Consider the following 13454-nt stretch of genomic DNA (forward strand, 5'->3'; position numbering starts at 1 on the left):
GCATGTTCGCCGCCGGGCGCCCCTCGTCGTCGTATGCGCAGGTCAGTGCGCTGCCCTGGTCAGTCCTCGCTGGGCGCGGCCGGGAGCTTGTCCTGGATCAGGGTCATGACGGTGGAGTCGGTCAGGGTGGTGACGTCTCCCAGCTGACGGTTCTCCGCCACGTCCCGCAGCAGACGGCGCATGATCTTGCCGGAGCGGGTCTTCGGCAGCTCGGCCACCGGGAGGATCCGCTTGGGCTTGGCGATCGGGCCGAGGACGGTGCCGACGTGGTTGCGCAGGTCGGCGACGAGGTTCTCGTCCTCGGCGTTCGCCGTGCCGCGCAGGATGACGAACGCGACGATGGCCTGTCCGGTCGTCTCGTCCGCAGCTCCCACTACGGCCGCCTCGGCGACGGCGGGGTGGGAGACGAGCGCCGACTCGACCTCGGTGGTGGAGATGTTGTGCCCGGACACGAGCATCACGTCGTCCACCCGGCCGAGCAGCCAGATGTCGCCGTCGTCGTCCTTCTTCGCGCCGTCACCGGCGAAGTACTTGCCCGGGAAACGCGACCAGTACGTGTCGAGGAACCGCTGGTCGTCGCCCCAGATCGTGCGCAGCATCGACGGCCACGGCTCGGTCAGGACCAGGTAACCGCCGCCGCCGTTCGGGACCTCGTTGGCCTCGTCGTCGACGACCGTCGCGGAGATGCCGGGCAGCGGGGTCTGCGCGGAACCGGGCTTGGTCGCGGTCACGCCCGGCAGCGGCGAGATCATCATCGCGCCGGTCTCGGTCTGCCACCACGTGTCCACGATCGGCGTCTTGTCGGCGCCGATGTGCTTGCGGTACCAGATCCACGCCTCGGGGTTGATCGGCTCGCCGACGGACCCCAGGATGCGCAGGCTGCTGAGGTCGAACTTCGCGGGGATGTCGTCGCCCCACTTCATGAACGTACGGATCGCGGTGGGCGCCGTGTACAGGATCGTCACCCCGTACTTCTGGACGATCTCCCAGAAGCGGCCCTGGTGCGGGGTGTCGGGGGTGCCCTCGTACATGACCTGGGTCGCGCCGTTCGCCAGCGGGCCGTAGACGATGTACGAGTGCCCGGTGACCCAGCCGACGTCGGCCGTGCACCAGTAGACGTCGGTCTCCGGCTTGAGGTCGAAGACCGCGTTGTGGGTGTACGCGGCCTGGGTGAGGTAGCCGCCGGAGGTGTGCAGGATGCCCTTGGGCTTACCCGTAGTACCGGAGGTGTAGAGGATGAAGAGCGGCTGCTCCGCCTCGAACGCCTCGGGCGTGTGCTCCGCCGACTGCCGGTCGACGATCTCGTGCCACCACACGTCCCGCTCGTCGTTCCACGCCACGTCCTGGCCCGTACGGCGGACCACCAGCACGTGTTCGACACCGCTGTCCGGGCGGTCGACCGCGTCGTCCACGGCCGGCTTGAGCGCGGACGGTTTGCCGCGCCGCCAGCCGCCGTCCGTGGTGATGACGACCTTGGCGTCCGCGTCCTGGATCCGGGTCGCGAGCGCGTCCGCCGAGAAACCGCCGAACACCACCGAGTGCGCGGCGCCGATGCGCGCGCAGGCCAGCATCGCGACCGCGGTCTCCGGGATCATCGGCATGTAGACGGCGACCCGGTCGCCCTTCTGAACTCCCAGCTCCAGCAGGGCGTTCGCGGCCTTGGAGACCTCGTCCTTCAGCTCGGCGTAGGTGATCGCGCGGCTGTCGCCGGGCTCGCCCTCGAAGTGGATGGCGACGCGATCGCCGTTGCCCGCCTCGACGTGCCGGTCCACGCAGTTGTACGCCACGTTGAGCGAGCCGTCCTTGAACCACTTGGCGAACGGCGGGTTCGACCAGTCCAGCGTCTCGCTCGGTTCCTTGGCCCAGCTCAGGCGGCGGGCCTGCGCGGCCCAGAAGCCGAGCCGGTCAGCCTTGGCCTGCTCATACGCCTCCGCCGTGACATTGGCGTTCGCCGCCAGGTCGGCGGGGGGTGCGAACCTGCGCTCCTCGCGCAACAGGTTGGCCAGGCTTTCGTTGCTCACGGCATCTGCCTTTCCCAGGGTGTCCGTTGTGTCCCGGGCCAGCTCATCAGACCCGGGGGTCCGATGACAAGGGTCGCCGAATTATTGGTTTAGACCTGTCATCGGACCTGCGGGCGATGCGTGTGGCGAGGGTCTTACGTACCCACGGACGCCGGGTGAACGAGGTTCAGGCCGACAGATCCGCCACCCCCACCCCATCGAACAACTGCTCCCCGTCCTCCTCGGTCAGCAAGTACGCCTGCGCCTCCCCGACATGGAAGTACATCCCGTGCAACTCCAACGCCCCCTCCCGCAAGGCCCGAGCCACCGACTCATGCCCCCGCAGATGCTCCAACTGCTGCACCACATTGGTCAGACACAGCTGCTCTACGGCGTCTGCGGGCGCCCTTGCGGCCAACCGCGCCCAGGGTCGGCCGTCGTCGGCCATCCGCTCCAGGCTCGGCAGCCCGTTCCGCAGCCACCGCTTCAGCGGCGTCTGGGCGCCCCCGGGCTCGGAGTTGAGCAGCGCCTGCATGGCACCGCACCCCGAGTGCCCGCACACCGTGATCGATCTCACGCGCAGTACGTCCACCGCGTACTCGATCGCGGCGGCCACCGAGTCGTCCCCGCTCTCCTCGCCGGGCGGCGGCACGAGGTTGCCCACGTTCCGCACGACGAACAGGTCGCCGGGACCACTGGAGGTGATCATCGACGTCACCAGCCGCGAGTCGGCACAGGTCAGGAAGAGCTGCGAGGGCTGCTGCCCTTCCTTGGCCAGCCGGGCCAGCTCGCCCCGTACGAGGGGGGCGGTGTTGCGCTGGAACGCGCTGATGCCTCGGGCTAGTTGGTGACCTCCGGGGCCAGGGGTGGTGCCGGGCTTGGTGCCGGTTCCGGGGTGAGGTTCGGTGCCGGTGTCCTTGCGGGTTCCGGGGTGGGTCTCCGTGCCGGTGCCGGTGTCGCCCGGTGTGGTGGTGCCGGGTGCGGGACGGTCCGCGGGCTCGCCCGGGTGTCCGCTCGGCGGGGCGGACTGCGGGTGGTCGCACTGGTGGTTGCGCCAGGGCGTCCAGGGGTGGCAGCGGCAGGCGGTCGACGTCGTCGGCTCGCCGGTCGGAGCGTTGGCTGTGGTGTGGGCCGGGGCGTTGGTGCGGGCGGAAGCCTCGGTCGTCGTGCCGCTGCCGCTGGTCGTGCCGGTCGCGGTGTCGGCCGGTGTCGCCTCGCCCCCGGTGTGGTCAGGCTCGGTGACACGAACTCCCGTACGCCGCCCGGTCAGTTCGGCGGAGCCCCCGCGCGCGGTGTGCGCGTTCTGCCAGTCCTGCAGTGACTCGTACGCCGCGTGGTCCATGAACGAACCGTCCAACTCCACGACGACGTGGGTGCCTTGGGGTACGAGATGCAGGGTGCGGCTGAGTCGCGGCACCGCGAGGAACGTCAACTGCCCTCGGACGTGTACGTGATGGACTCCTTCCTTCTCGTCGTGCGTGATGCGGGTGTGGGCCAGGCGGTTGAGGGCGACGGCGACGGCCACGGTGACCCCGAGGAGCACGCCCTCCAGGACACCGAGGAAGACCACGCCGAGGGTGGTGACGGCGTAGACCAGGACTTCGCGGTGGCGGGTCACCGTGCGGATGTGGTGCAGGGACACCATCTGGATGCCGACGGCCATCACGAGTGCGGCGAGCGAAGCGAGCGGGATCAGCTCCAGCACCGGGACCATCAGCAGCGCGGCTACCACTACGAGAACGCCGTGCAGCATCGTGGAGTTCCGGCTCACGGCACCGGCTTGCACATTCGCCGAACTCCGTACGGCCACCCCTGCGACCGGCAGTCCGCCGAGTACGCCGGAGACGACGTTGGCGGCGCCCTGGCCCAGCAGTTCGCGGTTCAGGTCGGAGCGGCCGACGCGGGCGGAGAGCCCGGGCTGCCCGGCGACCAGCTTGTCCACGGCGACCGCGCCGAGCAGTGACTGCACGCTGCACACCAGGGTGGTGGTGAGGACGGCGGCGGCGATGCCGAGCACCGGGCCCTCGGGCAGTCCGGCCAGCGCGTGGCTGCTCCAGGACGGCAGGTCGACCTTGGCCAGGCTCAGCCCGGCGAGCGAGGCGGTGAGAGTGGCTCCGGCGACGGCGACGAGCGCGGCCGGGATCTTGCGCATCAGGTGCCCGAGTCGGCCGGGGACGCGCGGCCACAACAGCAGAAGGGCCAGGGTAAGCACGCTCATCGCCACGTCGGCGGGGTGCAGGTCGGCCAACTGGGCGGGCAGCGCGCGGAGGTTGGCGAGGACCGAGCTCTGCGGGGTGCCGCCCAGCACGATGTGCAGCTGGGCGACGGCGATGGTGACACCGATGCCGGCGAGCATGCCGTGCACGATCGCGGGGCTGACGGCGAGCGCGGTGCGGGCCACGCGCACGCAGCCCAGGGCGAGTTGGGCGAGTCCTGCGAGGACGGTGACCGCGCAGGTCGTACGCCATCCGTAACGGTGGATCAGGTCGGCGGTGACTACGGTGAGTCCGGCGGCCGGGCCGCTGACCTGGAGGGGGCAGCCGCCGAGCAGACCGGCGACCAGGCCGCCCGCGGCGGCGGCGACCAGGCCGGCCTGGAGGGGCGCGCCGGTGGCGAGGGCGATGCCGAGGGACAGGGGGAGGGCGATCAGGAAGACCGCGATGGAGGCCGACACATCGGCGCCCGCGATACGGAAGCGGCGGGGCGAGGGCGGCGGCGGGCTGTGGGGTGGGTGGACGCGCTTCGTCCGATTCACGTTCGCATTCGAGTCGGTGGCGCGGGTGGGTACGCAGGCTGACATGTCTTCCCGTCTCCTCCGGGGCAGCGCGGTCGCGGAACTGGTGGTCCCCGTCGATGGCGGGGGTCGGTCGCGGCCGTGGGGTCACGGCGTGCAGCGGCGGGATATCTCAACGCTCGGTAAACGGATCGTAATGCAGAGTAAAGGTAAAGCATAGACTTTGCGGGTGAATGGGCTAATAAGTCCCCGTAGAGAGTGAAGTGAGAATTTTGTCGGCTTGTCGTACTAATCCCACCTTTAGTCCCGTGCGACCTTGGCGGCGCTGCCGGGATTCCCGGCGCATCGTCAGAAAACGCCCTGATCGGCGTCGGTCCGAACGAAGGAAGAAGGTGGGCGGACATGGCCGCCACCCAGAGGATCACCGCGGGCGCCGTGATCGCCGCGGCCTGTGCCGCGTCGCTCGCCGGTTGCGCGATCGGCGACAACGGTTCCCCGCGCGGAGCGCACGGTCCGCACAAGGCGGCGCCCGCCCCGGCACCCAAGAGCGGAGTCCGCCTGATCGGGGACGGCTCCACGTCGTACACCGGGGCGCAGCCGCATCTGCCCCGACCCGAGCGGCTCAAGCCCGGCCAGAAGCCCCCGCAGTTCGTCGTCTTCTCCTTCGACGGCGCCGGTGAGGACAGCCAGAAGCTGTTCTCCCACTTCCGCAAGGTCTCCAAGGCCAACCACGCGAACATGACGTACTTCCTCAGTGGCGTGTACATGCTGCCGGAGGACAAGCGCGACCTCTACAAGCCCCCGGAGCACTCGCCGGGCAGCTCGGACATCGGCTTCAACGACGAGCAGGGCATCGCCGACACCGTGAAGCAGCTGCGCCTGGCGTGGCTGGAGGGCAACGAAATCGGCACCCACTTCAACGGTCACTTCTGCGGCAAGAACGGCGGGGTCGGCGAGTGGTCGGTCGCCGAGTGGAAGAGCGAGATCGCCCAGGCGAAGCAGTTCGTGAAGACCTGGAAGACCAACTCCGGGATGAAGAAGGCGTCTTCACTGCCCTTCGACTACGACAAGGAACTCGTCGGCGCCCGCACGCCCTGCCTGGAGGGCCAGGCCAACTTCATGAAGGCGGCGAGCCAGTTGGGCTTCCGCTACGACACCAGCGGGGTCAACGACCAGATCTGGCCCAAGAAGAAGGAGGGGCTGTGGGACCTCTCCATGCAGCTCGTCCCCTTCCCCGGCCACACCTACGAGCAGCTGACCATGGACTACAACTTCATGGTCAACCAGTCCGGCACGCAGACCCAGGGCGACCCCGACAAGTTCGACCAGTGGGGCGACGAGATGCGTGACGGCCTGCTCAAGGGCTTCGACCGGGCCTATGACGGCAACCGCGCGCCCCTGGTCATCGGCAACCACTTCGAGTCCTGGAACGGCGGCACGTACATGCGTGCCCTCGACGAGGTCATCGAGAAGGTCTGCAACAAGCCCGAGACGCGCTGCGTGTCCTTCCGGCAGCTGTCCGACTGGCTGGACGCCCAGGACCCGGGGACCCTGGCGAAGCTGCGCACCCTGAACGTCGGCGAGGCGCCGAAGCCGGGCTGGACGTCCTTCCTGACCGGCCGCCCCGCCCCGGCCCCGAAGGGTGTCCCCGGGGCGCCGGCGGTCAAGCAGTAAGCGCTACTGGTCAAGCGGTGAGCGGCAGTTGGGAGACGGCGCGCCTCACGCAGCGCATCACGCGGAGGCGGTGACACTCTCGTCGAGCACGAACCCGGGGTCGACCTGCGCTGTCAGGTCGGCCCCGGTGCGCTCGTTGCCCCAACTCTGCGCGTTCTTCAGGTGGAAGTGCACCATCTGCCGCGTGTAGCGCTTCCAGTCGCGCAGTTCGTACGTCGCGTCGGCGGCGATCTCCAGCAGGCGCAGGGCGCGGCGGTTGGCGTCCTCCAGGAGCTCGAACCGGGGCGGCCGGCCCTTCTCCATGGCGCGCACCCAGTCCGAGTGCCCGACCGTCACGAGCAGGTCGTCCCCGACCTCGGCGCGGAGGAAGTCGAGGTCGTCCTGGTCCCGCACCTTGTTGCCGACGACCTTCAGGACGACTCCGAAGTCGCGGGCGTACTCCTTGTACTGGCGATAGACGGAGACCCCCTTCCGGGTCGGCTCGGCCACCAGGAACGTGATGTCGAAGCGGGTGAACATGCCGGAGGCGAAGGAGTCCGAGCCCGCCGTCATGTCCACCACGACGAACTCGTCGCGCCCGTCCACCAGGTGGTTCAGGCACAGCTCCACCGCTCCCGTCTTGGAGTGGTAGCAGGAGACCCCCAGGTCGGCGTCGGTGAAGGGGCCCGTGACCATCAAACGGACGGCGCCGCCGTCGAGTTCCACCGGTCGCGCGCAGGCGTCGTAGACCGGATTGTTCTCGCGCACCCGCAGCAGTCGGGAGCCCTCGCCGGGCGGGGTGGTCTTGATCATCTGGTCGGTGGAGGCGATGCGAGGGTTGGTGCCGCGCAAGTAGTCCTTGATCAGGGGGAGGTGCTCGCCGAGTGCGGGCAGTGCGGCTGCCTCGGACTCGTCGAGGCCGAGGGCGGGGCCCAGGTGCTGGTTGATGTCCGCGTCGACGGCGACGACCGGCTGGGCGGTGGCCGCGAGGTGGCGGACGAACAGGGAGGACAGGGTGGTCTTCCCGCTGCCGCCCTTCCCGACGAAAGCAATTTTCATGTTCACGAAGCGTAGTCGTGGCGTAGCCGTGCGTGGCATGTGTGCGTGAAGAAGACCACTCAATCGTGGGGCGCGACCCTGGGATGGCTACTGTCGTACCCATGAGTACGACAGACGCGACCGCCGATCCGCTCGCGGCCCTGGGCACGCTGCCCGGAGTTGCCGAGGCCGTGGGGTCCATGCGCAAGGCAGTGGACCGGGTCTACGGGCACCGCGTCATGCGGCGCCGCAGCAACGAGCTCACCGCCGAGGCGGCACTGCGCGGCGCACGGGGCTCGGCGGCGCTGTCCGGGGCCGACTGGGCACTCGAAGAGGTGCGCCGGCGCACCGACTTCAGCGGCGACGCGGAGGCCCGCACCATGGGCGCGGCCCTCCGGCTGTCCGCCGAGGCGGGCCAACTGCTGTCCATCTGGCGGCAGTCGCCCCTCCGGGTGCTCGCCCGGCTGCACCTGGTGGCGGCCGCGAGCAACGAGGGCGAGGTCGGACGGCCGCGACAGCAGGGTGAGCCGGTCGACGAGCCGCTCGTCGAACTGCCGTTGCCGAGCGCGGCCGAGGTGTCTGGGCGCCTGGACGGACTCGCGGACCTGATCATCGCGGGCGGTTCGGCACCGGCGCTGGTGACGGCCGCCGTGGTGCACGGCGAGCTGCTCGCCCTGCGTCCCTTCGCCTCCCACAACGGCCTGGTCGCGCGCACGGCCGAGCGGATCGTCCTCATCGGCAGCGGCCTCGACCCGAAGTCCGTGTGTCCGGCGGAGGTCGGCCACGCCGAACTGGGGCGCGCGGCCTATCTGGGGGCGCTGGACGGTTACGCATCGGGCACCCCGGAGGGCATGGCCGCCTGGATCGCGCACTGCGGCAGGGCCGTCGAGCTGGGGGCGCGCGAGTCGACGGCGGTGTGCGAGGCGCTCCAGCGCGGGGCCGCCTGACAGCGAAATGGCCCTCTACTGGAGGGCCATCAAAGGGATGCGGCGGTACGAGGATTCGTACCGCCGCTGGCATGTTCCACCGGGTTACCAAGCGTCCTCGAAATATTGCCCATCAGGTCGGGAACGTTGCCCGTCACCTGGTGCGGCTGGCCCGTAATCGACGGGTCGACGTCGCGTGGGTGCTCGGTGTTCATGCGCGGTCCGTGGGGCCAATTGCGTTATTAAGGTGATCCTTTCGGATGTCCTTGGTCTCGCGGGCCGTGGAATCCTTTGTACTCCAGCCCTGGAGGAAGCGGAACCCCTGGCCGCGCTTCTTTACTTTTACGTTCAAAGGGTCACTAACCGGCGTAAACGGTCGCCGCCCTGCGTCGGCTCGCGTACCAGACGAGCCCCGCCGTGGCCGCCGCGGCACCCACGGCCGCGGCCACGACCAGCGCCGGGCGGGGCGGTACGGAGAGCACGGGCAGCCGTTGCTTGAGCCGGACCGGGCGGTTGAAGTCCAGAATCGGCCACCCGCGCGCGAGTGCCTCGCGGCGCAACGTGCGGTCCGGGTTCACGGCGTAGGGGTGGCCCACGGACTCCAGCATCGGCACATCGGTCGCCGAGTCGCTGTAGGCGTAGCAGCGGTCGAGGTCGTACCCCTCGGACTGGGCCAGCTCCTTGATCGCCTCGGCCTTCGTCGGGCCGTACGCGTAGTACTCCACCTCGCCGGTGAAGCAGCCGTCGTCGCCCACGACCATGCGGGTCGCCACCACCCGGTCCGCGCCCAGGAGTTCACCGATCGGCTCGACCACCTCGGCGCCCGACGTGGACACGATCACCACGTCGCGGCCGGCGGTGTGGTGCTCCTCGATGAGGGAGGCCGCCTCGTCGTAGATGATCGGGTCGATCAGGTCGTGCAGCGTCTCGGCGACGATCTCCTTGACCTGCTGGACGTTCCAGCCGCGGCAGAGTGCGGACAGGTACTTGCGCATCCGCTCCATCTGGTCGTGGTCGGCGCCGCCGGTGAGGAAGACGAACTGCGCATAGGCGGTCCGCAGAGCGGCCCTGCGGTTGATCAGTCCGCCTTGGTAGAAGGACTTGCCGAAGGTGAGCGTGCTCGACTTCGCAATGACCGTCTTGTCCAGGTCAAAGAAGGCTGCTGTGCGAGGCAAGGAGTGGTTTTCCACAACCCAGAGCATAGGCGCAGCCCATTCGGCGTAAGGTGAGGCGCGTGGGTTTGCCTGAGAGGCCTCTCGGGTACACCATGGAAGTCACGGATCGTTCGCGACCGTGCTAACGCGGCCCGGCTCCTCCCCCCCCGAGTCGGCCGTGAAGGCGACCCCCACTCTCCCCCCCGGTGGGGGTCGTCGCATGTCCGGACGCGTTTTCCCTCCCTGTACGTGGTCGTGAGGCCATCCCGAGGCGGCTGGTGCCGCCTCTTTTTCATGCCCGGGACTTGTCACTGTGGGTAGTTGTCGCGCTGCGCTGCGGAACTCGCACAGAGGGCAGTACGGGGGTCACCGGTATGGGTGAAGGCGATATTCACAGGCCCGGAGTTGTCCACAGTTTTCGACCAAGATCCACATGATTTCCGCGATGCCCGCACCGTGATTGCAACGCGTCCTCGCTCGCGGCGAGTTCATGGCCCGTTCCGTTTGTCGGACGCGTTTGGCCGGTTTCTGTCGGCCGTGCATATGGAGGGCCGGTCGCCGGTTCTCCACACCTTTGGAAATCGCGGGGCCGCAGGGGTGACGCGAGAGACACAGCGATGGGGGATGGAAAACATGGCCGGAACTGTCACACACGATCCGCTGCCCGCCGGCGGAGGGCGACAGGGCGGACCGCTGATCGTCACCGAGGACGCCGAGCTCCTCGACGACCTGCTGCGCCTGTGCGCGGCGGCCGGCGCGACGCCCGAGGTCCATCACGGGGTGCCGGAGCGACAGGGCGGGTGGGAGACGGCGCCGCTCGTCCTGGTCGGCGACGACGCGGCCCGCCGGGTGCGTGGGGCCGCCCGCCGACGCGGGGTGGTGCTGGTCGGCCGGGACCAGGACGACTCCGGGGTCTGGCGGCGAGCCGTCGAGATCGGCGCCGACCACGTCCTGATGCTGCCCGACGGCGAGCAGTGGCTGGTCGACCGCATCGCCGACGTGGCCGAAGGCGTCGGCCGCCCCGCGCTCACCGTGGGCGTCATCGGCGGCCGCGGCGGGGCCGGAGCATCCACGCTCGCGTGCGCCCTCGCCGTCACCTCCGCGCGTGAGGGGCTGCGCACGCTCCTGGTGGACGCGGATCCACTGGGCGGCGGACTCGACGTACTCCTCGGCGGCGAAACGGCAGAGGGCCTGCGCTGGCCCGCGTTCGCCGCCTCGCGCGGCCGGGTCGGCGGCGGAGCCCTGGAGGAGTCCCTTCCGGAACTCCACTCGCTCCGGGTGCTCAGCTGGGACCGCGGCGACTGCGTCGCCATCCCGCCCCAGGCGGTGCGGGCGGTGCTCGCCGCGGCCCGACGGCGCGGCGGCACGGTCGTGGTCGACCTGCCCCGCCGTATCGACGACGGGGTGGCCGAGGCCCTCGCCCAACTCGACGTGGGCCTCCTGGTGGTCCCTGCCGAACTGCGCGCCGTCGCGGCGGCCGGGCGGGTGGCGTCCGCCGTGGGCATGGTCCTGCGCGACCTGCGCGTGGCGGTACGGGGTCCGTACGCCCCCGGCCTCGACGACCGGGAGGTGTCCCGCCTCCTCGGCCTGCCGCTGGCCGGTGAAGTGCCGGTCGAATCGGGGCTGTTGCGGCCGCACGAGGGCAAGTCGCCGCCGGGGGCGGTGGGGAGGGGGCCGTTGGCGCGGTTCTGCCGGGAGTTTTTGGAGCGGGCGTTGGTCGAGGTGGGTGGCGTATGAGGGGGCTGGCGGGGCGTACCGGGAGTGCGGGGAGCGGGGTGCCTGGGCTTGCGGCTTCCTTCAGGGACGGCGGTTCGGCAGGTGTCCCGGTGAAGCGGGTGGGCGCTTCGGACCGATGGGCCTCGGGTGGGGCCGGGGCGAGCGGCGAGCCGGGGTTGCTCGACGGGGTGCGGCGGTGGCTGGCCGAGAGCGGGGGTGAGCCGACGCCCGCGCGGGTGGCGCAGGCGTTGCGGGAGCAGGGGCGGGTGCTGGGGGACGCCGAAGTACTGGGCGCCGCCGAGCAGTTGCGGTCCGAGCTGGTGGGCAGCGGCCCGCTGGAGTCCCTGCTCGCCGACCCCTCGGTGACCGACGTCCTGGTGTCGGCCCCGGACCGGGTGTGGGTCGACCGGGGCGGCGGCCTGGAGCTGACCGCCGTCTCCTTCCCGGACGCGGCGGCCGTACGACGCCTCGCGCAGCGCCTCGCCGCGGTGGCCGGACGCCGACTGGACGACGCACGGCCCTGGGCCGACGCCCGGCTGCCCGACGGGACCCGTCTGCACGCCGTACTGCCCCCGGTCGCAGTGGGGTGCACCTGCCTGTCGCTCCGCGTCGTACGACCGCGCGCCTTCACGCTCGACGAACTGGTCACGGCGGGCACGGTGCCGCCGGGCGGGGACCGCATCCTGCGCGCCCTGATCGAGGCACGGCTCTCGTTCCTGATCAGCGGCGGTACCGGCAGCGGCAAGACGACGCTGCTGAGCGCGCTGCTCGGGCTCGTCGGACCGGGGGAGCGGATCGTGCTGGCAGAGGACTCGGCGGAGTTGAAGCCGGACCATCCGCACGTCGTACGGCTGGAGAGCAGACCCGCGAACCAGGAGGGCGCCGGGCTCGTCACGCTCCAGGACCTGGTCCGCCAGGCACTTCGGATGCGGCCGGACCGGTTGGTTGTCGGTGAGGTGCGGGGGCCCGAGGTAGTTCATTTGCTCGCAGCCCTCAATACGGGCCACGAGGGCGGCTGCGGCACCGTCCATGCGAACGCGGCGGCCGATGTACCGGCCCGTCTGGAGGCCCTGGGCACGGCCGCCGGCCTCGATCGGGCCGCGCTGCACAGCCAGTTGGCGGCAGCTCTGTCGGTGGTCCTGCATCTCGTACGGGACCGCGCCGGGCGGCGACGGATCGCCGAGGTGCATGTCCTGGAGCGGGATCCGTCGGGGTTGGTGTGGACGGTGCCGGCGTTGCGGTGGGGCGCGGAGGCGTTCGCGTACGAGCGGGGGTGGGAGCGGTTGCGGGAGTTGATTCGGGGTGGGGGTGACGGGGGTTAGGCGGAGTGGGCGACGGACTTCGGTGTGCGGGACGGGACGTAGTGACAGCGAGCGGAAGCGGTGAGGGACGTGGGGATGGGTGAGGTGTCGGTCGGGGTGGTCGCGGTGTGTGTCGCGGGCCTGGTCTGGTTGATGGGCGGGCGGCAATCCGGGGCGCGGCGGGCTCAGTTGCTGTTCGCGGGGGGTGGGGTGGTGGGCGCCGGGCCGCCCTCGTGGGAGCGGGCTGTGGACGAACTGCGGCGGATCCGGGGCCGGTTGCGCGCCGAGTGGTGGTCCCTGGGTGCCGGGCTGGTGCTGGCCGTGCTGGGCGCCTCGGTCATTCCGGTCGTCGCGGGGGCGGTCGGGGTGCCGTTGCTCCGGCGGGTGCGGCTGGCCGGGGAGGCGCGGCGGGCGGGGGAGTTGCGGGGCGACGCGGTGATCGCGCTGTGCTCGACGCTCGCCGGGGAGGTACGGGCTGGGCGGCAGCCGGGGGAGGCGTTGTTGCGGGCGGCGCTCGACTCCGGCGGGCTCGGTGAGGCGCAGGCCGGGGTGTTGGCGGCGGCGCGGTTCGGCGGGGATGTGCCGGGTGCGCTCACCTCGGCGGCACGGCAACCGGGCGCGGACGGCCTGGTGGGGCTCGCCGCGTGCTGGCGGGTCGCCGTGGATCAGGGCGCCGGGCTCGCGGCCGGACTCGACCGGCTCGAAGCGGCGTTGCGTACCGACCGGGACCAACGGGCCGACCTTCGCGCTCAGTTGGCGGGGGCGTGGGCCACTGCGGTGATGCTCGCCGGGTTGCCGGTGCTCGGGTTGTTGCTGGGTGCGGCGATGGGTGCGGATCCGTTGCGGGTGCTGTTGCACAGCGGGGCGGGGGTGGGGTGCCTGGTGGTCGGGGGGTTGCTGGAGGGCGTGGGGTTGTGGTGGGCGTTGCGGAT

10 protein-coding genes are annotated in these 13454 nt (G+C 70.7%); 5 read left to right on the forward strand and 5 right to left on the reverse strand.

The annotated features are described in order from the left end of the window. Positions 1–59: 59 nt before the first annotated feature. Positions 60–2021, reverse strand: a complete 1962-nt coding sequence (gene acs, locus SPR02S_RS45720) for an acetate--CoA ligase (RefSeq protein ID WP_019063761.1) — start codon at positions 2019–2021, stop codon at positions 60–62. A 166-nt stretch (positions 2022–2187) separates the two neighbouring features. After that, the gene (locus SPR02S_RS45725; protein WP_019063762.1) at positions 2188–4800 is read right to left on the reverse strand and encodes a bifunctional SulP family inorganic anion transporter/carbonic anhydrase; all 2613 of its coding nucleotides are present in this window, start codon (positions 4798–4800) and stop codon (positions 2188–2190) included. A 336-nt stretch (positions 4801–5136) separates the two neighbouring features. Between SPR02S_RS45725 and SPR02S_RS45730 the strand changes: the two genes are divergently transcribed. Next, entirely contained in the window at positions 5137–6408 is a 1272-nt protein-coding gene (locus SPR02S_RS45730) for a polysaccharide deacetylase family protein (protein WP_019063763.1), read from the forward strand. 57 nt (positions 6409–6465) lie between these two features. Here SPR02S_RS45730 and SPR02S_RS45735 read toward each other — a convergent pair whose 3' ends face one another. Then, positions 6466–7446, reverse strand: coding sequence for an ATP-binding protein (locus SPR02S_RS45735; RefSeq protein WP_043258947.1), 981 nt, complete (start codon positions 7444–7446; stop codon positions 6466–6468). Positions 7447–7547: 101 nt separating this feature from the next. On the opposite strand from SPR02S_RS45735, the gene SPR02S_RS45740 reads away from it, so the two are divergent. Next, positions 7548–8372 (forward strand): Fic family protein, encoded by an 825-nt coding sequence (locus SPR02S_RS45740; RefSeq protein WP_019063765.1) that lies wholly within the window; start codon positions 7548–7550, stop codon positions 8370–8372. 29 nt (positions 8373–8401) lie between these two features. Here the strand turns inward: SPR02S_RS45740 and SPR02S_RS63640 are convergent, their stop codons facing one another. Then, positions 8402–8566 carry a hypothetical protein gene (locus SPR02S_RS63640; RefSeq protein WP_158697987.1) on the reverse strand — a complete coding sequence of 55 codons (165 nt, stop codon included), beginning with the start codon at positions 8564–8566 and terminating at the stop codon, positions 8402–8404. A gap of 144 nt (positions 8567–8710) precedes the next feature. Then, entirely contained in the window at positions 8711–9553 is an 843-nt protein-coding gene (locus SPR02S_RS45745) for an HAD family hydrolase (protein ID WP_019063766.1), read from the reverse strand. 585 nt (positions 9554–10138) lie between these two features. Between SPR02S_RS45745 and ssd the strand changes: the two genes are divergently transcribed. The 3 genes from ssd to SPR02S_RS45760 all read left to right on the forward strand — a co-directional run. Further along, positions 10139–11242 (forward strand): septum site-determining protein Ssd, encoded by a 1104-nt coding sequence (gene ssd, locus SPR02S_RS45750; protein ID WP_019063767.1) that lies wholly within the window; start codon positions 10139–10141, stop codon positions 11240–11242. Next, a complete protein-coding gene (locus SPR02S_RS45755) occupies positions 11239–12543 on the forward strand; it encodes a TadA family conjugal transfer-associated ATPase (RefSeq protein ID WP_373283431.1) in 1305 nt (434 codons plus the stop codon). The genes ssd and SPR02S_RS45755 overlap by 4 nt, the downstream gene beginning before the upstream one ends. Before the next feature lie 75 nt (positions 12544–12618). Next, on the forward strand, positions 12619–13454 hold an 836-nt coding region (locus tag SPR02S_RS45760), incomplete at its 3' end, for a type II secretion system F family protein (RefSeq protein WP_043258949.1).

The organism is Streptomyces prunicolor NBRC 13075, from assembly GCF_000367365.1.
Lineage (GTDB): Bacteria > Actinomycetota > Actinomycetes > Streptomycetales > Streptomycetaceae > Streptomyces > Streptomyces prunicolor.